At 64.6% G+C, this 25,762-nt stretch carries 26 protein-coding genes and 1 pseudogene; 16 read left to right on the top strand and 11 right to left on the bottom strand.

What is annotated here, in order from left to right:
• The 3 genes and pseudogenes from Mrose_RS12830 to Mrose_RS12840 all read right to left on the bottom strand — a co-directional run.
• Window positions 1–203: pseudogene (locus Mrose_RS12830) on the bottom strand (hypothetical protein); the annotation flags it as partial.
• 6 nt (window positions 204–209) lie between these two features.
• Window positions 210–1,187, bottom strand: coding sequence for a flotillin-like protein FloA (gene floA / locus Mrose_RS12835; RefSeq protein ID WP_119278858.1), 978 nt, complete (start codon window positions 1,185–1,187; stop codon window positions 210–212).
• Between the two features lie 2 nt (window positions 1,188–1,189).
• On the bottom strand, window positions 1,190–2,470 hold the full coding sequence (locus Mrose_RS12840; RefSeq protein ID WP_119278860.1) for an NfeD family protein: 1,281 nt from the start codon (window positions 2,468–2,470) through the stop codon (window positions 1,190–1,192).
• 38 nt (window positions 2,471–2,508) lie between these two features.
• Between Mrose_RS12840 and Mrose_RS12845 the strand changes: the two genes are divergently transcribed.
• The 4 genes from Mrose_RS12845 (at window position 2,509) to Mrose_RS12860 (ending at window position 7,274) form a co-directional block, all read left to right on the top strand.
• Window positions 2,509–3,318: a shikimate dehydrogenase gene (locus tag Mrose_RS12845; RefSeq protein WP_119278862.1), complete on the top strand. Its 810-nt coding sequence runs from the start codon at window positions 2,509–2,511 to the stop codon at window positions 3,316–3,318.
• Window positions 3,315–3,908 carry an IMPACT family protein gene (locus tag Mrose_RS12850; RefSeq protein WP_119278864.1) on the top strand — a complete coding sequence of 198 codons (594 nt, stop codon included), beginning with the start codon at window positions 3,315–3,317 and terminating at the stop codon, window positions 3,906–3,908. Before Mrose_RS12845 ends, Mrose_RS12850 begins: the two co-directional genes overlap by 4 nt.
• A 190-nt stretch (window positions 3,909–4,098) precedes the next feature.
• Window positions 4,099–6,594, top strand: coding sequence for a DNA polymerase I (polA, locus tag Mrose_RS12855; protein WP_182482804.1), 2,496 nt, complete (start codon window positions 4,099–4,101; stop codon window positions 6,592–6,594).
• 191 nt (window positions 6,595–6,785) lie between these two features.
• Window positions 6,786–7,274, top strand: coding sequence for a DUF7736 domain-containing protein (locus tag Mrose_RS12860; RefSeq protein ID WP_147371653.1), 489 nt, complete (start codon window positions 6,786–6,788; stop codon window positions 7,272–7,274).
• On the opposite strand, the gene Mrose_RS12865 is transcribed toward Mrose_RS12860, so the two are convergent.
• Window positions 7,271–7,753, bottom strand: a complete 483-nt coding sequence (locus tag Mrose_RS12865) for an S-layer homology domain-containing protein (RefSeq protein WP_182482803.1) — start codon at window positions 7,751–7,753, stop codon at window positions 7,271–7,273. The two genes, Mrose_RS12860 and Mrose_RS12865, sit on opposite strands and share 4 nt — an antisense overlap.
• A 139-nt stretch (window positions 7,754–7,892) precedes the next feature.
• Between Mrose_RS12865 and Mrose_RS18645 the strand changes: the two genes are divergently transcribed.
• The 7 genes from Mrose_RS18645 to Mrose_RS12895 all read left to right on the top strand — a co-directional run bounded on the left by Mrose_RS18645 (window position 7,893) and on the right by Mrose_RS12895 (window position 12,811).
• Window positions 7,893–8,447, top strand: a complete 555-nt coding sequence (locus Mrose_RS18645) for a hypothetical protein (RefSeq protein WP_220452325.1) — start codon at window positions 7,893–7,895, stop codon at window positions 8,445–8,447.
• 21 nt (window positions 8,448–8,468) lie between these two features.
• On the top strand, window positions 8,469–9,380 hold the full coding sequence (locus tag Mrose_RS12870; RefSeq protein WP_119278873.1) for an ABC transporter ATP-binding protein: 912 nt from the start codon (window positions 8,469–8,471) through the stop codon (window positions 9,378–9,380).
• Window positions 9,377–10,078, top strand: coding sequence for a hypothetical protein (locus Mrose_RS12875; protein ID WP_119278874.1), 702 nt, complete (start codon window positions 9,377–9,379; stop codon window positions 10,076–10,078). The genes Mrose_RS12870 and Mrose_RS12875 overlap by 4 nt, the downstream gene beginning before the upstream one ends.
• A 2-nt stretch (window positions 10,079–10,080) precedes the next feature.
• The gene (locus Mrose_RS12880; protein ID WP_018465854.1) at window positions 10,081–10,629 is read left to right on the top strand and encodes a winged helix-turn-helix domain-containing protein; all 549 of its coding nucleotides are present in this window, start codon (window positions 10,081–10,083) and stop codon (window positions 10,627–10,629) included.
• A 110-nt stretch (window positions 10,630–10,739) separates the two neighbouring features.
• Window positions 10,740–12,047: a phosphoglucosamine mutase gene (gene glmM, locus Mrose_RS12885; protein WP_119278876.1), complete on the top strand. Its 1,308-nt coding sequence runs from the start codon at window positions 10,740–10,742 to the stop codon at window positions 12,045–12,047.
• A 54-nt stretch (window positions 12,048–12,101) separates the two neighbouring features.
• Window positions 12,102–12,383: a 30S ribosome-binding factor RbfA gene (gene rbfA, locus Mrose_RS12890; RefSeq protein ID WP_119278878.1), complete on the top strand. Its 282-nt coding sequence runs from the start codon at window positions 12,102–12,104 to the stop codon at window positions 12,381–12,383.
• An 8-nt stretch (window positions 12,384–12,391) separates the two neighbouring features.
• Entirely contained in the window at window positions 12,392–12,811 is a 420-nt protein-coding gene (locus Mrose_RS12895) for an acyl-CoA thioesterase (RefSeq protein WP_420808350.1), read from the top strand.
• A gap of 2 nt (window positions 12,812–12,813) precedes the next feature.
• Here the strand turns inward: Mrose_RS12895 and serS are convergent, their stop codons facing one another.
• Window positions 12,814–14,085, bottom strand: coding sequence for a serine--tRNA ligase (serS, locus tag Mrose_RS12900; RefSeq protein ID WP_119278882.1), 1,272 nt, complete (start codon window positions 14,083–14,085; stop codon window positions 12,814–12,816).
• Window positions 14,086–14,155: 70 nt separating this feature from the next.
• Entirely contained in the window at window positions 14,156–14,443 is a 288-nt protein-coding gene (gene gatC / locus Mrose_RS12905; RefSeq protein ID WP_220452326.1) for an Asp-tRNA(Asn)/Glu-tRNA(Gln) amidotransferase subunit GatC, read from the bottom strand.
• Window positions 14,444–14,633: 190 nt separating this feature from the next.
• Here gatC and Mrose_RS12910 point away from each other — a divergent pair, with 190 nt between their 5' ends.
• Together Mrose_RS12910 and mnmC2 are read left to right on the top strand one after the other, a co-directional pair.
• Window positions 14,634–16,061, top strand: a complete 1,428-nt coding sequence (locus tag Mrose_RS12910; RefSeq protein ID WP_119278886.1) for a pyridoxal phosphate-dependent decarboxylase family protein — start codon at window positions 14,634–14,636, stop codon at window positions 16,059–16,061.
• Window positions 16,048–16,743 (top strand): tRNA (5-methylaminomethyl-2-thiouridine)(34)-methyltransferase MnmC2, encoded by a 696-nt coding sequence (gene mnmC2, locus Mrose_RS12915; RefSeq protein ID WP_119278888.1) that lies wholly within the window; start codon window positions 16,048–16,050, stop codon window positions 16,741–16,743. The genes Mrose_RS12910 and mnmC2 overlap by 14 nt, the downstream gene beginning before the upstream one ends.
• Here the strand turns inward: mnmC2 and Mrose_RS12920 are convergent.
• Together Mrose_RS12920 and Mrose_RS12925 are read right to left on the bottom strand one after the other, a co-directional pair.
• A complete protein-coding gene (locus tag Mrose_RS12920) occupies window positions 16,658–17,866 on the bottom strand; it encodes a polysaccharide deacetylase family protein (RefSeq protein WP_119278890.1) in 1,209 nt (402 codons plus the stop codon). The two genes, mnmC2 and Mrose_RS12920, sit on opposite strands and share 86 nt — an antisense overlap.
• Window positions 17,842–19,011: an MFS transporter gene (locus Mrose_RS12925; RefSeq protein ID WP_119278891.1), complete on the bottom strand. Its 1,170-nt coding sequence runs from the start codon at window positions 19,009–19,011 to the stop codon at window positions 17,842–17,844. Before Mrose_RS12925 ends, Mrose_RS12920 begins: the two co-directional genes overlap by 25 nt.
• An 85-nt stretch (window positions 19,012–19,096) precedes the next feature.
• Between Mrose_RS12925 and Mrose_RS12930 the strand changes: the two genes are divergently transcribed.
• Entirely contained in the window at window positions 19,097–19,783 is a 687-nt protein-coding gene (locus Mrose_RS12930) for a glycosyltransferase family 2 protein (RefSeq protein ID WP_119278893.1), read from the top strand.
• Here the strand turns inward: Mrose_RS12930 and Mrose_RS12935 are convergent.
• From Mrose_RS12935 to Mrose_RS12945, 3 genes are read right to left on the bottom strand one after another with little or no spacing between them, the layout of a single operon-like run.
• Window positions 19,731–20,930: a glycosyltransferase family 4 protein gene (locus Mrose_RS12935; RefSeq protein ID WP_119278894.1), complete on the bottom strand. Its 1,200-nt coding sequence runs from the start codon at window positions 20,928–20,930 to the stop codon at window positions 19,731–19,733. The two genes, Mrose_RS12930 and Mrose_RS12935, sit on opposite strands and share 53 nt — an antisense overlap.
• Before the next feature lie 41 nt (window positions 20,931–20,971).
• The gene (locus tag Mrose_RS12940) at window positions 20,972–22,054 is read right to left on the bottom strand and encodes a glycosyltransferase family 4 protein (protein ID WP_119278895.1); all 1,083 of its coding nucleotides are present in this window, start codon (window positions 22,052–22,054) and stop codon (window positions 20,972–20,974) included.
• Complete coding sequence (locus Mrose_RS12945) at window positions 22,047–23,210, bottom strand: lipid-A-disaccharide synthase-related protein (protein WP_119278896.1); 1,164 nt, start codon at window positions 23,208–23,210, stop codon at window positions 22,047–22,049. Before Mrose_RS12945 ends, Mrose_RS12940 begins: the two co-directional genes overlap by 8 nt.
• A 323-nt stretch (window positions 23,211–23,533) precedes the next feature.
• Between Mrose_RS12945 and Mrose_RS12950 the strand changes: the two genes are divergently transcribed.
• Together Mrose_RS12950 and Mrose_RS12955 are read left to right on the top strand one after the other, a co-directional pair.
• Window positions 23,534–24,376 carry a DegV family protein gene (locus Mrose_RS12950; protein ID WP_119278897.1) on the top strand — a complete coding sequence of 281 codons (843 nt, stop codon included), beginning with the start codon at window positions 23,534–23,536 and terminating at the stop codon, window positions 24,374–24,376.
• A gap of 74 nt (window positions 24,377–24,450) precedes the next feature.
• The coding region (locus Mrose_RS12955; protein WP_275052663.1) for a CarD family transcriptional regulator at window positions 24,451–25,762 on the top strand (1,312 nt) is incomplete at its 3' end.

Consider the following 25,762-nt stretch of genomic DNA (forward strand, 5'->3'; position numbering starts at 1 on the left):
GGTTGTGGCTGGGCGGTGGACTGGGTGGGCCGGGGTTGAGCCGGGGCCGGAGGTCTGGGGCGGCTTTGGTCGGGCTCGGTGGGCAACTCGTCGAGGTCGGGGATGTCGAAGGTATTCTCGCCCCGCCGCAGCAGGCCGCGCAGGGCAGGGAGGATGACGAAGAAGAACAAGAACAATAGACCCAACAGGTCGTCAAGCTGCATCGCTCATCACCGGCCCTCCTCCCCTTCGGTAGCCCGGCTGATGGAGTGGCGCATGTCGGTGTCAGCTTCGATGTTTTTGAGCTGGTAGTAGTCCATCACGCTGAGCTTGCCGCTCCTGAGGGCGTCGGCCATGGCCAGGGGTACGGCGGCCTGAGCCTCGACCAGCTTGGCCCGCATGGCTTCGACCATGGCCCGGTTCTCCTGCTCGGCGGCTACGGCCATGGCCCGGCGCTCCTCGGCCTTGGCCTGGGCGATCTTCTTGTCGGCTTCGGCCTGGTCGGTGCGCAGCTGGGCGCCGATGTTCTTGCCCACGTCCACCTCGGCGATGTCCACCGAGAGGATCTCGAAGGCGGTGCCGGCGTCGAGGCCCTTGGCCAGCACGGTCTTGGAGATGCGGTCGGGTTGCTCGAGCACCTGCTTGTGGTCTTCCGACTGACCGATGGAGGCTACGATGCCCTCGCCCACGCGGGCGACGATGGTCTCCTCACCGGCGCCACCCACCAAGCGGTCGATGTTGGCCCGCACGGTGATGCGGGCGGTGGCCAGAAGCTGGATGCCGTCCTTGGCCATGCCCGCCACCATGGGGCTGGTGATGACCTTGGGGTTGACCGACAGGCGCACGGCCTCGAGCACGTCGCGTCCGGCGAGGTCGATGGCCGCCGCCCGGTCAAAGGTGAGCTTGATCCCGGCCTTCTCGGCGGCGATCAGGGCGTCCACCACCCGGTCTACGTTGCCTCCGGCCAGGTACTGCGACTCCAGGCGCGTCACCTCCACCGGGATGCCGGCCTTGAAGCTCTTGATCATGGGCAGGATGATGCGGGCTGGGGGGATCCGCCGCAGCCTCTGACCCACCAGCGTTCCCAGGCTCACCCGCACCCCGGAGAAGAAGGCCGTGATCCACAACCCCACCGGGATGAAGGTGAAGAAGACGAACAGAACGATGATAATCAGCGTTGCCAAGACTACTGGAGCCAGTATTTCCACGCTTATCCTTCCTTTCTTACCACCACGCGCACCCCTTCGACCTTGGTGACTCGGATCGGGGTGCCGCGCTCTATGAACTCTCCCTGCGTGACCACGTCCACCCGTCGTTCGCCGAAGAGCGCGGTCCCGGCGGGGCGCAGGTCGGTCAAGGCCGTGCCGATGGCCCCCACCATATCCTGCAACTCGTCCCGCGGAGGGGCCTGCTCCCCGATGGCGCTCTCGAGCACCAGCGAGCGGCCCAGGCGCGAGCGGGGGAAGAAGCGGAACATCAGGAACAGGCCGAAGGCCACGATCACGATGGCATAAGAACCCACCGCCACCGACTGACTGCCGAAGGTCAGGTACACCGAGGCCACGATGCCCGCGATGCCCAGGCCGCCCAGCACGCCAAAGCCCGGTGTGACGAACAGCTCGACCAGGAGGAGCAGCAACCCCCCCACGAACAGGCTGATCTCCAGCAGGCTCGAGAAGCCTGCCAGGTAGCCCCCGAGGAAATACAGCGTCAGCGAGATGATGCCGATGGTGGCTGGGAGGAAAGTGCCGGGGGTGAAGAACTCCAGCGCGATGCCCAGGATGCCCACCGCCAGCAGGATGGCCGCTACGATCTGGTTGGTGAGGAAGCGGGCTACGTTGACCCGTGTGCCGGGCTCGAGCCGCTCGGTCTGGGCGTTGAAGCCGGCTTTCTCGAGGGCTTCGCCCAGGCTGCTCACCACCCCGTCGGCGATCTTGGTCTCCGCGGCCTTCTGCGCCGAGAGGGTGAGGGGTTCGCCCCGTGTCGAAAGGCCCGGAACCTCGCGCTCGGGGTCTACCATGGCCTCGGCCAGGTTGACCGGGCGGCCCCGAGCCTCGGCCACCGCGCGGAACTTGCCTCGCAAGGCCGAGATCACCTTGCGGTCGGCGGGTTCCGGCTGGGTGATGGGGGTCACGGTGATGGGCAAAGCCGCTCCGATCTCAGAACCCGGCAGCATATAGATCTGCTGAGCCGACAGCGAGATGAGGGCTCCCGCCGAGAAGGCGTTTTGCACCACGGCGATGGTGGGCAGCGGGCTGGCTAAGATGGCGTCGGACATGCGGATGGCCGCATCGACCCGCCCCCCAGGGGTGTCCACGTAGAGCACCACGCCGCTGGCTCCTTCCCGCTCAGCCCGCTCGAGGGACTGCTCGAGGAAGATGGCCAGGGGCTGATCAATGGCTCCCTCAATGGGGATGATATAGCTTTTCGCGCCTGCCCAGCCCAGAGCAAGAAGAAGCAGAAAAACTACTAGACGTATCACTAGCTTCATCATAATGGGCTACACGCCCTCGACTGTAAACTGACCCCATGAGACTGGGCCTGATCGGCTATCCGCTCTCGCACACCCTTTCTCCGGCCATGCACACCGCAGCCCTGAGGACTCTGGGCCTGGGGGGCAGCTACGTCGCGCTCGAGACCCCCGGCGAGACCCTGGCCCAGCGCGTGGAGGAAGTGCGCCGGGAGTACCGCGGGGTGAACGTCACCGTGCCCCACAAGGAGGCGGTGATGCCCTACCTCGACTCCCTTTCCCCCGAGGCCCGCTCGATTGGCGCGGTCAACACCATCGTCAACCACGCGGGCCGGCTCGAGGGCCACAACACCGACGCACCGGGTTTCCTCAAGGGGCTCGAGGAAGCGGGGATCGAGTACCGCGGGGCCAAGGTGCTCATCCTCGGCGCAGGTGGGGCCGCCCGGGCCATCGCCTGGGCCCTCAAGCAGGCCGGAGCCCAGGTGCGCGTAGCTAACCGAACCCTTCAGCGCGCCGCGCAACTCCAGCGGGAGTTCGGCTTGGGTGAGGTCACCGACGACGAGTGGGTGCTCGCGGGGATGGCTCGCTCGAGCGACCTCATCGTCAACACCACTACCGTGGGGCTCAAAGACCCGGCCTCCACGCCCCTGCGCGCTGAGTGGTTCCCGGAAAAGGGCACGGTGGTGGACATCGTGTACGACCCCCTCGAGACCCGCCTGCTACGGGAGGCCAGGGCGGCGGGCCTCAAGACCTTGGACGGGCTGCCCATGCTGGTTTGGCAGGGGGCTCTGGCCTTCGAACTCTGGACCGGGGTGCGGCCTCCGATCGGGGTCATGTACCAGGCTGCGCAGGAGACGCTGGGCGCGTGATCACCCTGGCCGCTCCCTACGAACTCGAGCAGCTCGTGCAGAAGAGCCGCTTCATCGCGCGGGCCGCTCCCGCAACCACGCCCGAGGAGGCCCTGGCCTTCCTCGAGCGCGTGCGCGAGCCCGAGGCCACCCACAACTGCTGGGCCTACCAGATCGGGCTGCTTTACCGCTTCTCCGACGACGGCGAACCGGGCGGAACCGCCGGGCAGCCCATCCTGCGGGCCATCCAGGCTCAGGGCCTTGACCGGGTGATGGTGGTGGTCACCCGCTACTTCGGGGGGGTCAAGCTGGGGGCGGGCGGGCTGGTTCGGGCTTACGGCGGCATCGCGGCGGAGTGTTTGCGGCAGGCTCCCAAGCGCGAGATCGTGCCGCGGCTGCGGCTGCGTCTGGAGGCGCCTTTCGAGCTTTCCGGGCCAATCTACGCCCTGCTCGAGCGCTGGAAGCTGGCCCGCGAGTCCGAGGGCTACACCGAGGCTGGCCTAGTCGTCGAGCTCGTCCTCGAGGAAGCCCGGCTCGAGGCCTTTCAGGCTGCCCTGAGGGACGCTAGCCGAGGGGCTGTGGGGGTCGAGGTGATCAGGTGGCTCGATTGAAGCTCGAGTCAATTGGGGTCGAGAACTGCGTGTGCTAGCGTTTTGCACTTAGTCTTCTGCCACCCTGCTTTCCGCTGGGTGCCCGAGGGCTTGGTTCTGTTCACAGCGAAACGAATGGGGTTAGAATGGCCCCGTGCAGCAGCGAAGCTTATTTGATCCCGAACCCGAGGCCGAATCCAATCCCGCTCCGGTGCCCCGAGCCGAGCGGGTGATCCTGATCGACGGCCACCACCTGGCCTACCGCACCTATTTCGCCTTCGAGAAGCTCACGACCTCCACCGGAGAGCCGGTGCAGGCCATCTTTGGCTTCCTGCGGACCCTGTTGAAGTACCTCAAGGAGAACAGCTCCTGCGTCATCGTGGTCTTCGATGCGCCAGCCAGGACTTTCCGGCACGACAACTTCGAGGCCTACAAGGCTGGGCGGGCCCCCACGCCCGAGGACCTGCCCGAGCAGATTCGCAAGATCAAGCAGCTGGTCGAGCTACTGGGGCTGACCTGCCTCGAGGTGCCCGGCTACGAAGCCGACGACGTCATCGGCACCCTGGCCAAGAAAGCTGAGGCCGAGGGCTACCAGGTGCGCATCCTCACCGGCGACCGCGATGCTTACCAGCTTCTGAGTGAGAACATCTGGGTCTTTCACCCCGACGGCTCGATCATCGGCCCCAGCCAGGTCAAGGAGAAGTACGGGGTGGGCGTGGAGCAGTGGGTGGATTACCGTGCCCTCACCGGCGACGCCTCTGACAACATTCCTGGAGCCAAGGGCATCGGCCCCAAGGGGGCGGTCAAGCTTCTTGAGGAGTGGAAGAGCCTGGATAACCTGCTCGCACACCTCGAGGAAGTCAAGCCCGAGCGCACCCGCGAGCTCATCCGCGCCAGCCTGGAGGACATCAAGCTCTCGCGCGAGCTCTCCGAGATTCACACCGACGTTCCCCTCGAGCCCGAGCTGTGCGACTTCTCCAAAGCCCACCGCCGCGAGCCGAAGACCGCCGAGCTGCGGGAGATGCTCGAGCGGCTGGAGTTCGGCTCGATCCTGCGGGATCTGGGGCTCCTGGAGGCGCAAAGACCCACCACTGAAGCCCCTTGGCCCCCCCCTCCCGGGGCTTTCCTGGGCTTCACCCTCGACCGGGCCCAGCCCATGTGGGCCGAGCTGACCGGGCTGGCTGCGGCCAGGGGCGACACGGTCTACAGGGGCCCGACCAACCTCGCCGACCTGAAGGCGCTCGGACGGCTCAACAGCCTCGAGGCCAAAGACCTCAGCGTGCTGCTGCTGCGGGAGGGTTACTGGGTGCCTCCAGGCGACGACCCCATGCTGCTGGCTTATCTCTACGACCCGGCCAACAGCGAGCCGGCTGGAACCGTGCGCCGCTACGGGGCCGGCGACTGGACCACCGATCCGGCCCAGCGGGCCCTGGCCGCCCAAACCCTGTGGGAGACCCTCAAGCGCCGCACCGAGAAGGACGAGCGCCTGTGGTGGCTCTACCGCGAAGTCGAGCAGCCGCTTTCGGGCATCCTGGCCCGCATGGAGGTGCAGGGGGTGGCCCTGGACGTGCCCTACCTCCAGGAGCTTTCCGAGGAACTGGGCAAGGAGCTGGGCTACCTCGAGGCCGAGATCCACCGTCTGGCCGGGCGGCCCTTCAACGTCAACTCGCGCGACCAGCTCGAGGCCATCCTCTACGATGAGCTCAAGCTGCAAGCCGGGGGCAAGAAGACCACCACCGGCAAGCGCTCCACCGCTGCCAGCGTGCTCGAGGAGATGCGCCCGCTCCACCCCATCGTCGATAAAATCCTGGACTACCGTGAGCTGTCCAAGCTCAAAAGCACCTACCTCGACCCCCTGCCCCGGCTGATCCATCCCAAAACCGGAAGGCTCCACACCCGCTTCAACCAGACCGCCACCGCCACCGGGCGGCTGTCGAGCTCCGACCCCAACCTGCAAAACATCCCCGTTCGTACCGAGGTGGGTCGCAAGATTCGCAAAGCCTTCGTGGCGCGGGCTGGCTACTGCCTGGTAGCCGCCGACTACTCCCAGATCGAGCTGCGCCTGCTGGCGCACCTGTCGGGCGACGAAAACCTCAAGCAGGTCTTCCTCGAGGGGCGCGACATCCACACCCAGACCGCGGCGTGGATGTTTGGCATCGCGCCCGAGACCGTGGACTCGTACCGACGCAGGGCGGCGAAAACCATCAACTTTGGCGTCCTTTACGGCATGAGCGCCCACCGGCTCTCCAACGAGCTCTCCATCCCCTATGCCGAGGCCGAGGGTTTTATCGAGCGCTACTTCGCGGCCTACCCCAAAGTGCGCTTCTGGATTGAAAAAACCCTCACCGAAGCCCGCGAGCGCGGCTACGTGGAGACGCTCTTTGGCCGCAAGCGCTTCGTGCCTGAGCTCTCGGCCAAGGTAGCCAGCGTGCGCCAGGCCGCCGAGCGTATGGCCTTCAACATGCCGGTGCAGGGCACCGCCGCCGACCTGATGAAGCTGGCCATGGTCAAGCTGGGGCCCCGGCTCGAGCCCCTGGAGGCTCACCTGGTGTTGCAGGTTCACGACGAGCTGGTGATCGAAGCCCCGAGGGACCGCGCCGAGGAAGTGGCCGGGCTGGCCCGCGAGGTCATGCGCACGGCCTGGGAGTTCGAGGTGCCGCTGGAGGTCGATACCGGCATCGGGGAGAACTGGCTCGAGGCTAAATAGCGATGCCCCGGTAAATTTCGTCCAGCCAAAGGGCGGCAGCCAGGCAGGGGGCTTCGAGGTCATTTGCCTTTTCCATTGACCCCCGCTGATGCTATATTGCTTGGAACCCCGGCCTCGAGCCGGAGTTTTTTAGAGTGCTGAGGGATGAGGATGCGAGAGTTCGACAGCGTTGAGGTGCAGAGGAGGTTGGCGTGAGGGCGGGAGGACTGAGCCCCAGGCGGGTGATGTTTGCCGGGCTGAGCCTGGGGGTGGTGTGCGGCGGCCTGATGCTGATGAGCCTGAGTGGGGTTGCGCCCGTGTTCATGGGCGCTTACGGGGCGGTCTTCGTGGGTTGGTGGGTAGCCTGCGTGATGCCCTACTCGCTGGGTCAGGGCCGCAAGCCACGACGGCGAATCCTGGCTAGGCGCTTCAGCCTGCGGGCCATTCTCAGTGTGCTCAGCGGGTGGATGCTCTGCCACGAGCCGGAGGAGGTCTACGACTTGATGGAATACCTCACCGGGCAGCCCGTAAACCCCGACGCTCCGCCGCTCGAACTCGCCAGGAAGCAGCTTCTGCGCCAGTTTCCCCAACTCAAGCGCCTGAAGCTTCCCCCGGAATCGGCTAAAGCCGAGGAAATATGGGCCTGGCTCGAGGCCCAGGAGCGGCGTTTGGGCACCGAGCACCTGGTACGCCAGGGCTAAGGTTTGGGGAAAAAGGGCAGCTTCAGCTCCACCAGGCTCTCGTAGAGCACCTTCCAGCCCGGCTGGATAGAGACCAGCCGGGCCGTGCCCTGGCGGGTGTAGACCACGCCTTCGCGGGAGACGACGAGCTGGAAGGCGACGCTGGCCCGGTCACCGTCGATGCTGGTTTGCAGCTTCCGCAGCTCGAAGCCCTCGAGCTTCTCCACCGAGCCCGCCGCGAAGCTGGCCGCAGCCCCCTCGAGAAACTCGAGGCTCCACCCCGGATCGCCGCACCTGAGCCCCTCGAACACCTGCCGCAGGGCGTTCTCTACGAGTTCCCTCGAGCCCGCCGGGCTCCCCTGGACCAACTCCTTCGCCGCCAGCGCCCGCACCGCCTCCGCCGCCCAGTGGCAAGGCGGCACGTCCACGAAACCGCCCCGCGGGGCCTGCTGCGCCCCCGCCAACCCCAGGACCGCCAAACTTGCCAGCAACCAGCGCATGCCTACAGGATGCCGCGAATCCGGGCAGTCGTGGGCCGTCCGGAGCACAGTTTTGGATATGACAGGAAAGGGCATTGATTCTGCCACCCGGTAGCCGGATTAATCTGAGAGATGCCCAAAAGGTGTCGCAGATAAGGGGGTGAAGATGAAACTTCAAAGGCCCGAGTCGCTTTTGCCCAACTCACCGAATACCGTGGACGGTTATGTGCAATCACTCATCGAAACCGTGTATCAACTAGGCATCACCAACCCGCTACAGCTCGAACCGGCCCTCACCAACCTTGGTCTTGCTCCTAGACTGGTCAATCCCCACTTCGCTACCTCTGTGTGCACTCCTTTTGGAAGGATGATCCATATCCCAGTGCAAATCTCAACCAAGACGGAGGGGCGGCCTTCACTGTATTTCCTTCCGGTTGGGGGAGAGGCTTTGGCGGGATACCTTATCAACCCTGAGGGCGAGATTTATGAGCGTTGGGTCAAGCGCGAAACTGGCTCAACGATTCCGGCCCAAACCGGTGATGACTTCCGGGTTCAGCTCAGGACGCTCAAGGGAGAAGTTATATGGAACGGGGTTGGGAGGCTCGAAGTCACCGACCCTAAACGGGGAGAAGGCAGGCTCGAGGCCATTGGAAACGATCCGAAGCCCTTTGGATGCTGGTGGGCAGGCTGGAGTTTTGTGTTGGTTTGCCCCTGAACCGGCTGATCTCCGAGCCTCATGACCGCTCCTCTAGTACTAATTGACCAAGCCAGTGCCATCTACCGTTCTTTCCAGGGTCAGTCCAGGCTGACCCTGGAGAGCGTAAGTCTTCGATTGATGCCGGGCGAAACCCATGCGCTGATAGGTCGCAACGGTGCTGGGAAGACCACTCTGCTCAGGCTAATCCTAGGCTTGTTGCCTACTCTGACCGGGAAAGTCAGCGTACTGGGCAAAGATCCCGTCACACGGCGTACCCAGATCATGCGGGAGGTCGGGGTCTTGCTGGATGGTAGGCGCGCGCTAGAACCCCGCCTGAGCGGATTAGAGAACCTAACGCTCAAAGGCTCGATGTACGGGCTGCCCAAAGCCGAACTCCATGACCGTGTTAAGGCCCTGCTAGACCACTTCGATCTTCCTGCTAACGAACCGGTAAACCGGTACTCGAGGGGAATGCGACAGCGGCTTATCCTAGCGGAAGCTGTTCTGCATAAACCCCGAGTTCTTCTTCTCGATGAGCCTACCCTGGGTCTGGATATTCGGGGGTGGGATCTGCTACTGGAGCTCATCGAGCAAACGAACAAGCTCGGGGGGGCAGTGCTGATAACCTCACAGGAAATTTCACTCATGGAAAAGATCTCAAGTTGGGTAAGCGTTCTGGAACGGGGAAGAGTGGTGGCTTCTGGAGCGCCATCGGACGTGCTGTGCATCCTAGGCTACAGCGCTCGAGTGCGCCTAAGGGTTCTCAATCCAGCCAAGATGGTAATCCCGATACCTCCAGGCTTCTCGTGGGATGGGGAGTTTCTTGAAGGACCGCTCAGTTTGGAGGGATTGGAGGAGGCTATATCCTACCTGCGCTCTACGGGTGCAGGCTTAGTGGGCCTTGAGCAAGTCTCGGGTATAGAGAGGCTGGTGAGGGGAGAGACGACATGATGCTGGCCTTGTGGAGCATCGTCCGGTTTGGCGTTTTGGTGGAGATTCGCTATCCGGTCGTGTTCCTAAGCAACGTGGTATCTACGGCATTATTCCTAACTTTGCTATTGCTAGGGGGGCGCGCGATCGGCGTTGGGGGAATCGAAGGCGCCCTATTCATCACGTTCATAATCCTTGCGGCGCTGCAAGCCCCTCAGCGCGCATTAGAAGACAGCTCAGCGGAGCCGGAGGAGGTGTACTTGTATCCCATCCCCCCCATCGCCACGCTGATTTTTCAAGCAATCGGCTTGGCTGTGAGGACTGTGTTCAGCTTTACCATCGTTTACCTCGTGATGCTTTTTCCCCTGCACCTGCCCACGAGTACCCTTATTGATTTGTGGATTTATGCCCCTGTAGCCTTTCTCGCCGGCCTAGGACCAGGATTGCTTTTGGGCGGATTTTCGCTTTTATTCAAGAAAACCGGGGCATTGGTCAACTTGATGGCGATCATCGTGCTGGCCGGGGCGTTTTTGCCCAGTTCGCTGATGAGTTCTGTAGGTTCTTACCTACCGTTTTCGGTAGTACAAGGCTTGATGCGTGGCACGACGGATATAGGTACTGTTGCTGTTGTGTGCGGAGTTTCCTTGTCGCTAGGAACGCTAGGATATGCTTTTCTCGAGCGCCTGGTGATCCGTATGGGGTTCTCTGGTATCAAGTAGCTATGCTCGATGAGTATGTAGTCCAAGATCCCATGCAGGCTCGAGCAATCCTCAACCCAGCACGTTTGCGGGTGCTGTTGGCGTTTGACGTACCGAAAACCTCTGCACAGGTTGCCCGGGAGATCGGGGAGGTGCCTAACCGAGTTGGGCACCACATCAGGCTACTGCGACAGTTGGGGTTGCTGGTGGTGTGTTACCGGCAAGGTCGTAGGGTTTTTCTCGAGCGGAAGGCTCGTAACTTCAGAATACCCTTTTCCCTAACACCTTACTCGAGCTTGGAAGAAGCTCTGGGATTGGCGTCTGCCGAAATACTGCAATTGCTTCGCCAAGCAGTGGCTCACTGGCAACAAGAATTAGATGAGGAATTTATCCTCGTCGGTGAAGACTTCCCGAAACTACCCCGATCCCCTGTCAAGATACTGGATTTGGTGCTCACCAGTGAGCAAGTCGCTATGCTCGAGGAGATGCTTCGCAACCTGAGCAATAACGGCAAGCGTGGGGTTGCCGGGCGACGCTACAAGCTCGCCGTGCTTCTCGCCCCAGTGCACTGATGAACTCTTGTAGAGGATGACGCCTTGTGTCTTGCGTACGACGTACGACCCGCGCTGTGCGTTCGGCTATCCGCTATCGACCATCGACATTCCCCGTTAGACTATTCGCCGTGAGTCGCAAATACTTCGGCACCGATGGCGTGCGCGGCGTGGCCGGTGAGCCGCCCCTGACGCCCGAATTCGTCCTCAAGCTCGGCCAGGCGGCCGGTGCGTACTTCAAGTCCCACGACCGCCGGCCGGTCGTGCTCCTGGGCAAGGACACCCGGCAGTCGTGCGACCTGCTCGAGGCCGCCCTGGCCGCCGGGCTCATGTCGCAGGGTGTGCGGGTCGAGCACCTGGGGGTGCTGCCCACGCCGGGCGTGGCCTACCTGACCAAGCAGCTCGGGGCCACGGCCGGGGTGATGATCTCGGCCAGCCACAACCCCTACCAGGACAACGGGATCAAGTTCTTCAGCGCCCAGGGCGACAAGCTGCCCGATGAGGTGGAGCTCGAGATCGAGAAGCTGTTGGAGCAAGACCTCAAGACCGACGGCATCGGCACCGTGGCCGACTTCAGGGAGGCCGAGCGCATGTACCTCGATTTCCTCGCCTCCAAGGGGCGCAGCCTCGAGGGCCTCAAGATCGTGCTCGACACCGCCAACGGGGCCACTTACCGCCTGGCGCACCGCCTTTTCCAGCGTCTGGGGGCCGAGGTCTTCGTGATGTTCAACACCCCCGACGGGCGCAACATCAACAAGGGCTGCGGTTCGACCCACCCCGAGTTTCTCAAGGCCCAGGTGGTCGAGATGGGCTACGACTTGGGGGTGGCCTTCGACGGCGATGGTGACCGGGCCATCCTCATCGACCGCCAGGGGCGCGAGTTCCACGGCGACCACGTGCTCTACCTCAACGCCCTCGTGCGGCGCGAGCCGGGCGTGGTGGGCACGCTGATGAGCAACATGGGCCTGGAGGTCAAGCTGCGCGAGGCGGGCATCACCTTCTACCGCACCGCCGTGGGCGATCGCTACGTCTACGAGAAGCTCAGGGCCAGCAGCCTCACCCTGGGCGGGGAGCAGAGCGGGCACATTCTCTTCCTCGACCACGCCCCTACCGGCGACGGCATGCTCACCGCCGTGCTCACCCTCTCGGCCATGCTCGAGTCGGGTCGCGACCTTGTCGAGTGGCACGACGCTTTGCCCATGTTCCCCCAGCTCCTCAAGAACGTGCGGGTGCGCGACAAGCACGCCCTGATGCAAAAGCCCGAGCTGCACGCGGCCATCACCCAGGCCGAAGCCCGGCTGGCGGGGCAGGGGCGCATCAACGTGCGTCCTTCGGGCACCGAGCCGCTGGTGCGTGTGATGGTCGAGGGGCCTGCCGAACTGATCGAGGGCGTCTCGGCAGAGGTGGTGCAACTGGTGCAGCGCCTCGACGAGGCTTGAAGCACTGCCGGCAGGTGCGGCATACTGAATTTCCTCGAGTCGCAGGGGGTTGTCATGAGCGTGGGCAAGCAACGCCTCGAGCAGCAAGCCGCCCGCCTACTCGCCGCAATCATCCACGACGAACTGCAGGACCCGCGCTTGCCGATGATCATCGGCATCGAGCGCGTGGACCTCTCGCCTGACAACGCCTCGGCAGTCGTCTACGTCAGCACCCTCGAGCGCATCGACGACACCGTGGAGATCCTCAACCACGCCCACCGCTTCATTCAGGACGAGTTGGCCCACCGTATGAAGCTGCGCCGGATTCCCCGCCTGCGCTTCGTCGAGGCGGTCTGAGCCATAAGATAGAGCCCGTGACGATCCGTGTTCCCGTCAAGGTGCGCTATGCCGAAACCGACGCCATGGGCGTGGTGCATCATTCCCGCTACGTGCCCTGGCTCGAGCTCGCCCGCGTGGAGTGGCTCGAGCGCCTGGGACTCCCTTACACCGAGGTCGAGGCCCAGGGCCTGGCCTTCGCCGTGGTCGAGATCAACCTCAAGTACCGTGTCCCCGCCCGCTTCGGCGACACCGTCGAGGTCGAGGTGCGCCTGAGCGAGTTGTCCTCGAGGGGGCTGCGCTTCGATTACCGCGTCTGGCGGGATGAAACCCTGCTGGTCGAGGGCTACAGCCGCCACCTGTGCCAGAGCCGGGAGGGCAGAGCCACGCGCATCCCGCCGGAGATTTTGGGGCAGCTCGAGGCGCACCGGGAATCACGGGAAATTTAGCCTCAACGGGTGGGTTCGAGCCGCTCCTTGCCGAAGTAAGGGCGCAGGGCCTCAGGCACACTCACGGTGCCGTCCTCGTTCTGGTGGTTCTCCAGCAGCATCACCAGGATGCGGGGGGTGGCCAGGGCGGTGTTGTTGAGGGTGTAGGCGTAGCGCACCTTGCCGTCCTCGCCGCGGTAGCGCAGGCTGGCGCGACGGGCCTGCCAGTCGAGCAGGGCCGAGCAGGAGTGGGTCTCGCGGTAGCGGTTCTCGCTGGGGACCCAGGTCTCGAGGTCGACCTGGCGGTACTTGCCCAGCCCCATATCGCCGGTGCTCACCTCGATCACGCGGTAGGGGAGTTCCAGGGCTTGCAGGATGCGCTCGGAGTTAGAGAGCATCAGCTCAAACCAGCGGTTCGACTCCTCGAGTTCGGCGCGGCAGAGCACGTACTGCTCGACCTTGTTGAACTGATGGACCCGCATGAGCCCGCGCACGTCCTTGCCCGCCGAACCGGCCTCGCTGCGGAAGCAGGTCGAGACGCCCGCGTAGGCCTTGGGTAGCTCGGCCTCGGGGAGGATCTCCCCGGCGTGGAGGTAGTTGAGCAGCACCTCGGAGGTCCCGGCCAGGTACATGTCCTCGCCCTCGATCTTGTACACGTCTTCACGGGCCTTGGGGAACTGCCCGTGGCCGTAGAACACCTCCTCGCGGGCGTAGGCGGGCACGCTGATGGGGGTGAAGCCACTCTCGACGAGCTGGTCGAGGGCGAAGCGCAGCAGGGCTTGCTCGTAGAGCATCAGGTCACCCTTTAGCGCGTAGGAGCGCGAGCCGGAGATCTTGGCGATGCGCTCGAGCTCCCCCCAGCCGTTGCGGTTGATCAGTTCGACGTGGTCTAAGGGCTCGAAGAGGAAGGTGCGGGGCTTGCCGTGGACGCGGGTCTCGACGTTGAAGGAGTCGTCGGGGCCCACGGGAGCGCCCTCCCAGGGGATGGTGGGGGTGAGGTAGAGCAGGTTCTTAAGGCGGGCCTCGAGCTTGCGCAGCTGGGGCTCGAGTTCGGCGAGTTGCTGGGCGATCTGCTTGCCCTTCTCGATCAGCGCGGCGCGCTCGGCGGGGGCGGCCTTGGCGGCAGCCCTGGCGTTGGCATTGCGCTCAGCTTGCAGGGCCTCGGTTCGTCGCTTCAGCTCGGTAATCTCGCGGTCGAGGGCCAGCAACTCGTCCAGATCGAGCGCGCCGCCCTTCTGTTCGATGGCCTTGCGCACGAGATCGGGGTTTTCGCGGATGAACTTGAGGTCAAGCATGGAGGTGTCCTACGTCCTACGTCCTACGTCGTACGCCAAAGAGGATAGCGAATGCGTAGGACGTACGGCACTACTCAATCATTCTCGGCACGACGAAGAAACCGTCTTTGGCCTCGATGGCCACAGAAAGCACTTCTTCTTGTGAGAGGACTGCGCCGGGCTCGTCCTCGCGCAGCATGTTGGTCAGCTCCACGGGGCGGGCCAGCTCGTTCAGGCCCTCGGTGTCGAGTTCGCCCAGTTTTTCAAAGAAGTCGAAGATGTTCTTGAGGTCGCCCGCCATGCGGGCTTCTTCCTCGGGGGATAGCTCGAGGCGGGCGAGGTGCTCGAGGTGGCGGATCAGCTCGGGCGTGATCTCCATGCACCGCATTGTCTCGGGTTGTGGGGCAAGGGTCAAGGGACGGGGGAGGCCGAGGGGCGAGGGTCTAGAGTCAAGGCGTCTGGCGTATTGCGTTTGGCGTTTTGCCCACGGCGTACGACGTACGACCCACGTCCCGCGTCCGGCCATCGGCGTTCGACGTAGCGCCCCCGGCAAGCGTTAGCATATCCCCATGTCACCCGAGGAATTCAAACGCATCGGCTACCGGCTTATCGACTGGATCGCCGAGTACCGCGAGCGGGCCCCGGAATTGCCGGTAATGCCCCAGGTCGAGCCGGGCTTTCTGCGCTCACAGCTTCCCGATACCCCGCCCCGGCAGGCGGTGGGGTTGGGGGGCATCACCCAGGAACTGGAAAAGCTCGTTCCTGGCCTCATGGGCTGGCAGAGCCCCAACTTCTTCGGCTACTTCCCCTCCAACGCTCCGCTGCACTCGATCCTGGCCGATATGGTGGCGACGGGATTCGGGCAGATCGGACTTTCCTGGCAGGCAGCCCCGGCGCTCACCGAGCTCGAGGAGGTCATGAACGACTGGCTGCGGCAGATACTGGGCCTGCCCCCTGAGTTCGAGGGCGTGATCCAGGACACAGCCTCGACGGGAACGCTGGTGGCGATGCTCACGGCGCGGGAGCGCTCTACTGCTCACTCGCAGGCCAGAGGTGGGCTTCAGGCCGAGGAGAAACCGCTGGTGGCCTACGTTTCCGACCAGGCCCACTCCTCGGTACCCAAGGCGGTGCTGCTCGCCGGGTTCGGGCGCGACAACCTGCGGCTCATCGAGACCGATGACGAGCACGCCATGCGGGTGGATTTGCTCGAGGCAGCCATCGAGCGCGACCTCGCCGAAGGGCGCAAGCCCTGTGTCGTCGTCGCGGCGGTGGGCACCACCACCAGCACCGCCATCGACCCCGTGCGCCCCATCGCCCTTCTGGCCCGAAAATATGGGCTGTGGCTGCACGTGGACGCGGCGATGGCGGGCTCGGCCATGATCCTGCCGGAGTGCCGCTGGATGTGGGAGGGCATCGAGCACGCCGACTCCATCGTGCTCAACCCGCACAAGTGGCTGGGCGCGGCTTTCGACTGCTCGCTCTACTACGTGCGCGACCCCGAACACCTGGTGCGGGTGATGTCCACCAACCCCTCCTACTTGCAGACCGCCGCCGACGGGAGCGCTAAAAACTACCGTGACTGGGGCATCCCGCTGGGGCGGCGCTTTAGGGCACTCAAGCTGTGGTTCGCCTTGCTCGCGGAGGGCGTGGAGGGCTTGCAGGCCCGGCTGCGGCGCGACCTCGAGAACGCCCGCTGGCTCGAGGCCCAGGTGCGCCAGGCTCCCGGCTGGAAGCTGCTGGCTCCCGTGCCCTTGCAGACCGTCTGCGTCCGCTACGAGCCCGAAGGCCTGAGCCCGGAAGAGCTCGACCGGCATACCCTGGAGTGGGTGGGCCGGGTCAACCGCTCTGGCAAAGCCTATCTGACGCCCGCCATCCTCAAGGGCCGCTGGATGGTGCGCGTCTCCATCGGAGCCGAGCTCACCGAACGCCGCCACGTCGAGGCGCTGTGGAGCCTGATGCGGCAGGAAGCCGAGAGGGTGAAGCTTGAACGCCCCTGAACCTGGGCCTTTCGAGCGCCTGGAAACCGCCGACGGCTCGCCCACGCTGGTGCATCCGCGCTTCAAGGAAGCGTATAGCTCCGTGCACGGGGCGCTGACCCAGGCCCGCAAGCTCTACCTCGAGCTCACCCGCACCCATCTCGATCCCAGGCCCAGGGTGCTCGAGGTGGGCTTCGGGCTCGGCGTCAACTTCCGGGTCACGCTGGAGAGCGCCCTGAGCCGGGGGGTGCGGCTGGAGTACCTGAGCTATGAGTTCGCGCCCGTCGAGCGGTCCCTGCTGGAGTCGGTGGAGGTGCCCCTCGAGGGCGCGGCGCGGGAGGTTTGGGGGGAGGTGCTGGGGCGCTGGCCCGAAGTCGGCAGTCCCCTCGAGCCCCTGCGGCTGTCGGGTGAGTGGGGCAGCCTGGAAATCCGCTTCGAGGACGTGGGGGAGGCCCAATTCCCGCGAGTTTGGGCCACGGCGATCTACCTCGACCCCTTCAGTCCCGCAGTCAACCCCGAGCCCTGGAGCCTCGAGGTCACGCGAAAGCTTCACCGGGCTGCCCAGCCGGGAGCCTGGCTGGCGACTTACTCGGTCGCAGGTTCCGTTCGCCGCAACCTCACGCAGGCGGGCTTTGCGGTTGAGCGGGTGCCGGGGGTAGGGAAGAAGGCGTGGCTGCTGGCTTTGTGCTCCCGTAGCGGCTGAGCAGGGTCTCGCGGGTCATATAGACGATCTGGGCGGGGGCGCTGAAGAGGTGCTTGGGCAGCTCACCGCGGTAGAGCCAGGAGAACCAGGCGGTGGTGAGCTTGGACAATAGCTCGTCTCGGCGGGGCAGGGGGTGCATCTCGAACCCCAGTACCTTGGCTCCCTCGCCCAGGTAGCTCATGCCGTAGATGAAGCACACGTCGGGTTGGGCCTCGAGCACCCTAGCGACCTCCTTGAGCGTCTCGCGGAAGGCCCGCAGCACCTGCATGGGGCTCATGGCGGCCAGCCGCGCCGACTCAAAGTGGATCCACATGCAGGGTGTGCCCGGCGGGTAGCCCGGCAGCTCGGGGCCGTGGTACTTCTGCTTTTGCAACCGCAGGACATTGTTGTAGCGGTATCCGGCCTTGTACACCTCGGCCTTGGCGTCGAAGCGCTCCTCGCTACCCTGCAAAGCCCGCTCGAGCCCCTGTCGCGGGCCCAGGGGCCGCAGCTCCATCTCATCCAGCCGCACGGGCTGGTAGCCGTACTCCTTGAGCCTGGGCAGCAAAAGTTCCAGCAGCCTCAGCGTGCGCTCAGGGCCGTCGTGCAGCAGGATCACCGAGCCGCCCTTGACGTAGAACAGCAGCCGCTCGGCCAGGGCGGCGGGATCTTGCTCGAGCCAGTCGCGCGACTCGAGGTCCCACAGCACGACCTGCTTACCCTGCAGCCGGGCGAAGAGGCGGGTGAAGGGGGAGTGGATGCCCCAGGGCGGTCGGTAGAGCCGCCCTGGGCTGCGGGCGATGTGGGCCCACTCGGTCCAGGGGGCCATCAGCAGCGCGGGGCGGTGCCAGTAGCCGTGGGCCTCGAGCTGGTGTCCCGCAGCCCGCATGGCCTCGACGAGCTCGGGGTGTTGCTCGGCCTTTTGGCCGGTGAGGAACATGGTGGCCTTAACCCCGTGGCGCTCGAGCAGTGCCAGCAACTCCGGTGTGCGCTCGCTAGGGCCGTCGTCGAAGGTGAGGGCGATTTTGGGCTCGGAGCGCTTGCCCCAAGCGAGGGCCCCTACCCCCATCCAGCGGCCGAGCACCTCGGCTAGGGCGTAGGCCAGTACGGCGAGCCCGATCAGCGTTTCCAGAAAGGTCTCCATAGCACGATCAGGTAGAAGACGCTCAGCACCAGGAAGATCGTGCCCCCGACCCGCGCGGTGACCGAGACGGTGCTGAACGTGGAGGTGATGAACCCGCCGGCGGAGGGCCCTAGGGCGAAGCCCAGCCCTTCCACCATCAGGATGGTGCCCCAAGCCGCTGCGCGGTTGGCCTCGGGCAGAATGCGGATCACCAGCGCGTTCCAACTCGGCACGAAGCAGGCGAAGCCGGCGCCCGCGATCACGGCCAGCAGGAGCATTTCGCTGAAGCCGGGCTTGGAGGCGAGCCAGAACATCGAGACGCCCAGGACCGCCAGGCCCAAGATCAGCAGCCAGCGGGGCGAGACCCGGTCGGCGATGCGGCCGGTGAAGGGCACCAGGGCGAAGACTAGCCCGCCCCCCAGCACTATCAGCACCACCAATTGCCATGGCAGCAAGCCGATCTTCTGGGCGAAGGGAAGCACCTGGAAGCCGATCATGGCAGGGGCGAAGGTCTGGCCGAAGGCCGCGGGGATGAAGATGAGCAGCCGCCGCCAGGGGTAGTACTCCTGCTTGCGCAGCCGCATAGTGATGGACAGGCCCAGCAGGCTGATCCCCAGCAGCACGGCTGCGATCTGGCCGCCCAGCAGCAGGGCGAAGGCCAGATCGGGGTTGTGTTTGGTCACCAAGCCCACGCCTAGCAGGCCGATCCCAGCCCAGGGGGCGGTGAGCCCGTCGGTGAGGGTCAGGGCCCGGCCCTCGCGACCCTGAAAGGCCAGGCGGCTGCTCAGGGTCTTGAGCCCGGGCAAGATGCTCGCCAGGGAGAGGCCCCATACCCCCGAGATCAGGAACAGCAGCAGCGGGGACTTCACCGAGGAGGCACCGTAGAGCGCCAGCATTCCCATCCCCGCTCCGAAGATGGTCACCACGCCAATCCCGTAACGCTGAACCAAATACCCCCCGACCCCCTTGCCGAAGCTGTCGGCTAGGAGGTGAATGGTGAAGGACAGGCCCACGACCGCTGCGTTCAGGCCGAGTTCTTTGGGCCCGTAGAGAATGAGGTAGCCTGCATAGAAGCCACTTCTGACGCTCTCGAGTAGCCCCCACGCTAGCATGAGCCGCAGCAGTGCGCCCAAACCGCGCTGCCGCCAGGGTAAGATCCGGAACACGGGTAAAGTATAAAGGGAGTTCGGAAAAGCCTGTCTAGAGGAAATGCCGAGCCATTTCCCGCGGGTGATGTGACGGAGGCGTAATTTGCAGCGTTTTTCGGTGGTGATTCCGGCCCGCAACGAGGAAGCCTTTATCGGCGGGGTGCTCGAGGCCCTCGCCCGCCAGACCCTACCCCCTTACGAGGTCATCGTCGTGGACAACGGCTCCACCGACGCTACTGCCGAGATCGCCCGGCGACACGGCGCGCGGGTAGTTGCTTGCCCCACCCCGGGGGTCGCGGCGGCGCGACAGGCGGGCCTTGAGGCTGCCACCGGCGAGTGGGTAGCCTCCACCGACGCCGACTCGTTGCCACAGCCGCAGTGGCTCGAGGCCCTCGCCCGTCACACCGAGGGAGCGGTGGCGTTGTACGGCCCCATGGCTTTCTACGGGCTGCGCCCGTGGGAGGAGTGGGCTTCAGAGTGGGCCTACCGGCTGTTCCTGCGGCTGATGGCGGCTTTAGGCAAGCCCAACCTGGGCGGGGCCAACATGGCCTTCCGGCGGGAGGTGGCGCTCGAAGCGGGCGGCTACCCCCCGGTGCACGCGCGCGAGGACGTGCTGTTGGGATTGGCTCTGCAGGAACGGGGGCGGGTGCGCTACGTGCCCGAGGCTATGGTGCGCACCTCGGCCCGCCGGCTCAAGAAGGGGCTGCTGCCCTTCCTGGCGCAGCAGCTCCGCAACCTCAGCGGGAGGACGGAAGGCTACTTCGCGGAAGACGGGGAAAGGGGAAGATGAGCTTTTTGGGCTCGATCTGTTGGATCTCGCGGGCTTCGTCGTAGAGTTCCACGATAGACTCGGCGATGCGGCGGGCGCTGCGGGCCTGGGCGAACTTGCGCGCCCCCTGGCTCAGGCGCTGGCGCAGCGATTCATCGGAAAGAAGCTCGAGCGTGCGCTGTGCCATGCAATGGGCGTCTTTGGGCGGCACCAGGTAGCCGCTGCGGCCCTCCTCGACTCCTTGCAGGGTGCCCTCGGCCCCGACCGCCACCACCGGAACCCCCATCGCCTGGGCCTCCCACAGCACTAGGCCCTGCGTCTCGGTCTCGCTGGCGAACAGGAACACCTCGGCGTGGCGGTAGTACCCGCCAATCGTTCGGTAGGGCACCGCCCCTACGAAGGTGACGTGCTCGAGCACCCCCAGCTTCGCCGCGTAGGCCTTGAGGTGGGCCTCCTCGGGACCCTCGCCCACGTGCACCAGATGCGCGTCGGCGTGAGGCCGGATTTGCGCCAGGGCCTCGAGCACCACCTCGAAGCTCTTCTCCTTGCCCAGCCTTCCCACCGTGATCAGACGGCGCTTGCCCTGGGGCCAGGGGGAGGGTACTTCGGGGGCTTGCTCGAGGATGTCGGTGTCCACCCCGGTCGGGATCACCGAGATGGGGCGCTCGACCCCGTAGGACTCGACCAAGGCCTTGACCGGCTCGGTGGGCGCAATGACCACCTCGCAGCGGTTGTAGAAAGCGCGGGAGAGGCTTTGGATGAGCCCGGTATAGCGGTCGAGCATGGCCAGGCCGGGGACGTAGTGGGCGTACTTCTCGTAGTGGGTGTGGAAGGTCGAGACGTGGGGGATGCCCCGCCTGCGGGCCAGCCTGCTGCCCCACAGGCCCAAAAACAGCGGGGTGTGGGTGTGGATGATCTCGAACTTGGTGGGCAGGTAGCGGCTGGAGGGCATAGCCAGGCGCTGTCCCTCGAAGAAGGGGTAGGCCACGCTGGGAATTCGCACCACGGCCTCCTCGGCAGGAGGATCGTTGGGGCCTTCGGGGGCCATCACCCAGGCATCATGCCCCATCCGGCGCAACTCGCGCAGCAACAGGTAGATGCTTGTCGAGACGCCATTGGGATTGGGCAGATAGACGTCGGTGAACAGGCCAATCCGGTATAGACGCATTATCGGAGTTTATAGCACAACGGCGGCGATCAGGACAGGCGCTAATGCTGGATCAGCCGGGCCAGTACCTTTGCCAGCGTGTTGGCACTGTGCTCGAGGGTATGGTTATTGAGGATCCGAGCCCGAGCTGCAGCTCCCAGTCTCGCCGCGAGGCCGGGGTCATGGGCCAGCTCCCTCAATGCCTTCGCCAATGCTTCAGGCCGTGCTGGAATCAGTAGACCCTCGTGCTCGTGGTTGATGAGTTCGGCTTGTGACGGGATAGGTGTGGTAACCACTGGCAGGCCGCTAGCCATGGCCTCGAGCGTCACCAGCGACTGGTTTTCAGCGAGGGTGGGTTGTAAAACCGCGTCCGCTGCCTGGTACAACTCCGGCATATCCCAACGTTTGCCGAGAAACCGCACATTCCTGAGCCCCCAACGCTTGGCCAACTGCTTGGCCAAGCGCCCGGTCCCTGAGTTGTCATCCCCCACGAAAACGAAGTCCAGATCGGGAGATAAGCGGGCAACGCGTAAAGAGGTCAGGGGATTCTTCTCCGGAGCCATGCGGCCTGGTACCAGTACCGTAAATCGGCTGAAGCCGTAGCCCGCTCTTAGTTCGTGTCGTTGCTCTGGAAGAGGCTTGAACCTCTCTACGTCTACCCCGTTGCGGACGGACACGACCTTGGGAAAACCTAGGTGCTTCTGCAAGAACTGCCTGCTCCATTCCGATACCGTGATGAGGATATCTGTTTTGCGGAGGGCACGAGCTTTGGTCATGCGGTAACCCAGGCGATACAAGTATCGTAGGCCATAGGGGTAGTGATACTCGAGTTGGTCGTGAATGACCGAGGCATTAGGTCCAGGAAGATGGGCGTAGAGTGAGTTGTAGGTTTGCGACTGCCAGGCTTGGGTGACCCTAAGCTGGGCTCTGCCCAGCTCTGGGATTGAGTCGCTCAAGTTCTTGTAACGCGACACGGGAACCCCTGCTTCGCTCATCCGTTTGGCATACTCGTCCAACTCGCGGCGGGCGCTCAAGTAAAGCTTCACTTCCAGGCCATGTCGCTGCAAGCGGGGTAGGTAGGCAAGCAGCCAGGTCTCGCTCCCCGCAACCCTGGGAGCGTCTGTGAGGAATGCGATCTCAGCCATTCAACGTCTCCGTGATCTCAGCGGCGATGCGCGGGAGCGCGCCAGGTGGCCCAATCCGTTCCTTACCCGCCGTGGAGGCGATACTGTAGCGTTCCTCCTCGAGCACTTCCCGTATCGCTCGGGCGATGTCCGGGGGATAGGGTTGAGCTAGGGTGAGCGCTTTGCCGAGCAGGCGGGCTTGGCGTTGGGCGAACCGCATGGTGTACTGAGGGCCGTGACTAGGAAAGCCTACCACCGGAACCCCCAGGCCAGCAGCTTGCTCGTTGGCGGTTCCAGCCGTACCGAGGGCGACCTTGGCTTGGTGGAGGATTTCCGAGAAGTAGCCCCGTAGCAAGACGACCCGATGAGCACCCTTCTCGGCAATCGCCATTTCCTCCCCCTTTAGGGTAAGAGTCCAGTCTTCAGGCACCTTTACCCCCTCGAAGCTCGAGGCCCAGGCGACGAGAGGTTGCAACTCGGGCAGATGGAGGGTGGCCTCGAGCATGCGGGGCAGGCTAAAGGCCACATCTCCCCGCGAACCAGGCAGAAGCGCCAGCACGGGTCTGCCATCCACAATTCCAGCGAGACTCCTGGTGGGTGGGGGGAGAATATCCATTGCGAAACTGCCATAGAAACGGGCATGGGGAATCCCGAGTTTCCTCAGCCGGTCCTCGCTCGCCGAGTCACGCACGTAGACTGCTTTGGCTCGTCGCTGTGCCCATCGCTCGTACCACAAGAAGTCCTCAGCTCCTATTTCGTTGAGCCGAGCGAGTCTTTGGCGTAGGGTTTGACCCTCCAAGTAGTGGCTCGAGATGAGCGGATTGAGGTGAAATATCGGCTTCGCCTTTGCAAAGGTTACTGCGATCAAGAGGGCATACGCATCCCCGATCACCACCACCGCACTGCACTTCCGCGCCGACTTCCAGGCCGTGCTCCACTGTTTGAGGTTCTGGCTGATGAATCCTGCCCGGAGGTCCGCTACCAGATTCTTGGCACTTCCGAAGGGGAAACCTCCTGAAGGTAGCTCCTGTTTGGGGCCGATGACTTCGGCCCCTGCTCTCTCATAGGCTTCTCCTCGTCCCACCAGAGGCAGGGCCTGCACAGGCATCCGGATGAGCTGGGCGAGATGGCTACCGATGATGTCCTCGGCGTTACCGTTGGAGATGAACAGGAGCATGGTGAAAAAACATTTCCAATGTCAGTGAGACAGCCTGAGCTTGCACCTCGAGCGCTACGTAAGGCTGGGATTGGGAGAGGGTTAACATAAAGAGCACCCCAATCACGCAAGCCAGTGTATACCAGGAGCCGGGCAATGTGATTTGGCATTTCTTGCCTGTGACCTCCCACCCTTGGGTTGGATCAGTGCAGGTATAGGGGTTACTGAAGCTGCATGTGGCTGGTTTTATAGCCCGGAGCACGGGGATGTAGTAAACTTCTTGCCGAAACTTTTTGAGCGAGTCCAGTCTGCGCTCTGAGTTTCAGTTCTACGGGAGGCTTTCCATGGAGCTAGGGATCATCACCGATTCAGCAAGCGACCTTTCTCCGGCGGCTGCCGGGGAACTGGGTGTGGGCCTGGTGCCGCTGTACGTGCAGGTAGGTTCCGCCCGCTACAAGGACTGGCGTGAGCTCGACCCGGACGGCCTTTACGGCCAGATTCGCCAGGGGGCTCATCCCAGCACCGAGCCCCCGGCCGTCGAGGACTTCATCGAGGTCTACGAGCGCTACTTGCGCCACTACGACCGCCTCCTCTCCATCCACCTCTCAGGGGAAACCTCGCTCACCGTGGAGCGGGCCCGTAAAGCGGCAGACAAGGTCGCGCCGGGCCGCATCCGGATTTTCGACAGTCGCACCGTTTCGGGGGGGTTGTCGGCGTTGGTGTACCGGGCCGCCGAGTGTGCTGCGATGGGCTGGGAAGAAGAGGCCATCGTGGCCGAGCTGCGCCGCATTCAGCGGGAGGACGCCATTTTCTTCAGCGTAGCCAGCCTCGAGCACCTCGTGCGCGGGGGTCGTCTGCCCAGGATTGGCCAGGCTATCGGCGACCTGTTGGGGCTGCGGCCCATCCTCACCGTGCAGGAGGGCAAGATCAGGACGGTGCGGGCGGTGCGCGAGAGTACGGTGGCCCAGAACCTGGTCAAACAGGCGCTCGAGCCCCTCAAAGGCCGGCGGGTGCGGGTCACTGTCGCGCACGCCGACGCGCCCGCCGAGATGCTCGAGGAGATCAAGGAACTCACCAACAAAGCGGGGGTGCTCCTCGACAAGGGCCGTGTCATCCGCATGGGCTCTATCGTGACAGCCCACACCGGGCTGGGCACCCTAGGCGTTCATGCCTACCCGGTGGCCTGAGCGATCGAGCAACAGGCTGTAAGCCAGCTTTCCCTGTCCTGGTGGGCTTGCGGTAGACTGGGCAGGTTGCCGCCATGCCTCAGACCATCAGCCTGCCCTACAACCATTACCTGCCTGGGCTACCTCAGGTGGCCCGCGCCCTCCTATTCGCCCAGGCTCCCTCTCCCGCCGTGCTGCTCACCCCCCCCGAGCGGGTGCCGCTGTACACCCTGGGGCCCTTCGCCCGCACCGTCTACCTCAACCCCGGCCTCGAGGCCCACGGGGAAAAGGCCCTCTTCGTCTTCAGCTACGACGAGGCCATGGAGCTTTTCCCCGAAGACCCCTCGGCCTGGCGACTGGTGCTGGAGGTGGGGCAGCGCTACCTGCGCTCCGAACTGCTCGACCGGCTCCACCGCATGGGCTACCTGCGCGAGGAAGACTTCAAGGTGCAAGGCGACGTCCTAGAGCTCGAAAACCTCCGGCTGGAGTTCTTCGGCGACGAACTCGAGGCCCTGCGCGTGGAGGGCAAGCCCCAGACCCGCTGGGTGCTCACAGCCAAACCCGGCAAGGCCGAGACCTGGACCAGCCATAAGATCGCCCACTTTCCCGGTCCCGTCTTCCTCGACACCCCCGCGCTGGCCCCCGCCGAGCTGTGGAAGCTCATCGAGGGCCGCGACCGCATCGCCTTTGGGCTGGGCGGCCCCGAGCTGGGCGTGATGCCCATGGACTGGCCCAGCCTGCCGCCCTACCGTGCCCGGATCAGCCAGTTGCAGGCCGACCTCGAGGGCTGGCTGAATAGCGGCTACGCGGTGGTGTTCTTCTACCGCCACCCCAAGAGCCGTGATTACCTCCGGCGCAAGCTCGAGGGGTTCCCCCTGCGTTCCGCGGCCCAGCTCGAGGCTCACCCCGGCTTCCTGACCTTCGTCCCTGGCCCCTACGAGGGAGCCTTCCTCGATCCCGACCGCCGCATCGTCTACCTCACCGAGCCCCACCTCTACGCCTTCGGCGCGGGCAGCGCGCGCATCCAGAGGGTGGTGGGCCGCGACGTGCAGGACGTGGGGGCGCTCGAGCCGGGCGACTACCTGATCCACCCCGAGCACGGCATAGGGCAGTTCCTGGGCCTCGAGCCCCGCGAGGTGCTGGGGGCCAAGCGCGACTACCTGATCCTGCAATACGCCGGGGAGGGCAAGCTCTACCTGCCGGTCGAGCAACTGCCCCTGCTCAAGCGCCACCCCGGCACCACCGACGACCCGCCCCGGCTCTCCAACTTGGGCAAGGGTGAGTGGAAGCGCGCGAAGGAGAGGGCCCAGAAGGACGCCGAGGAGCTTGCCGCCCGCCTGATCGTGCTCCACGCCAAGCGGGCCGCCACGCCGGGCCGGGCCTTCGCCCCCAACCCCGAGCTCGACC

Source organism: Calidithermus roseus (genome assembly GCF_003574095.1).
GTDB classification, from domain to species: Bacteria; Deinococcota; Deinococci; order Deinococcales; family Thermaceae; genus Calidithermus; species Calidithermus roseus.

Coding starts and splice junctions, on each gene's coding strand:
- Mrose_RS12840 (WP_119278860.1), bottom strand. CDS start 2,470: ATGAAGCTAGTGATACGTCTAGTAGTTTTTCTGCTTCTTCTTGCTCTG.
- Mrose_RS12845 (WP_119278862.1), top strand. CDS start 2,509: ATGAGACTGGGCCTGATCGGCTATCCGCTCTCGCACACCCTTTCTCCG.
- Mrose_RS12865 (WP_182482803.1), bottom strand. CDS start 7,753: ATGCGCTGGTTGCTGGCAAGTTTGGCGGTCCTGGGGTTGGCGGGGGCG.
- Mrose_RS12870 (WP_119278873.1), top strand. CDS start 8,469: ATGACCGCTCCTCTAGTACTAATTGACCAAGCCAGTGCCATCTACCGT.
- Mrose_RS12875 (WP_119278874.1), top strand. CDS start 9,377: ATGATGCTGGCCTTGTGGAGCATCGTCCGGTTTGGCGTTTTGGTGGAG.
- Mrose_RS12880 (WP_018465854.1), top strand. CDS start 10,081: ATGCTCGATGAGTATGTAGTCCAAGATCCCATGCAGGCTCGAGCAATC.
- rbfA (WP_119278878.1), top strand. CDS start 12,102: ATGAGCGTGGGCAAGCAACGCCTCGAGCAGCAAGCCGCCCGCCTACTC.
- serS (WP_119278882.1), bottom strand. CDS start 14,085: ATGCTTGACCTCAAGTTCATCCGCGAAAACCCCGATCTCGTGCGCAAG.
- gatC (WP_220452326.1), bottom strand. CDS start 14,443: ATGGAGATCACGCCCGAGCTGATCCGCCACCTCGAGCACCTCGCCCGC.
- Mrose_RS12910 (WP_119278886.1), top strand. CDS start 14,634: ATGTCACCCGAGGAATTCAAACGCATCGGCTACCGGCTTATCGACTGG.
- Mrose_RS12920 (WP_119278890.1), bottom strand. CDS start 17,866: ATGGAGACCTTTCTGGAAACGCTGATCGGGCTCGCCGTACTGGCCTAC.
- Mrose_RS12935 (WP_119278894.1), bottom strand. CDS start 20,930: ATGCGTCTATACCGGATTGGCCTGTTCACCGACGTCTATCTGCCCAAT.
- Mrose_RS12940 (WP_119278895.1), bottom strand. CDS start 22,054: ATGGCTGAGATCGCATTCCTCACAGACGCTCCCAGGGTTGCGGGGAGC.
- Mrose_RS12945 (WP_119278896.1), bottom strand. CDS start 23,210: ATGCTCCTGTTCATCTCCAACGGTAACGCCGAGGACATCATCGGTAGC.
- Mrose_RS12950 (WP_119278897.1), top strand. CDS start 23,534: ATGGAGCTAGGGATCATCACCGATTCAGCAAGCGACCTTTCTCCGGCG.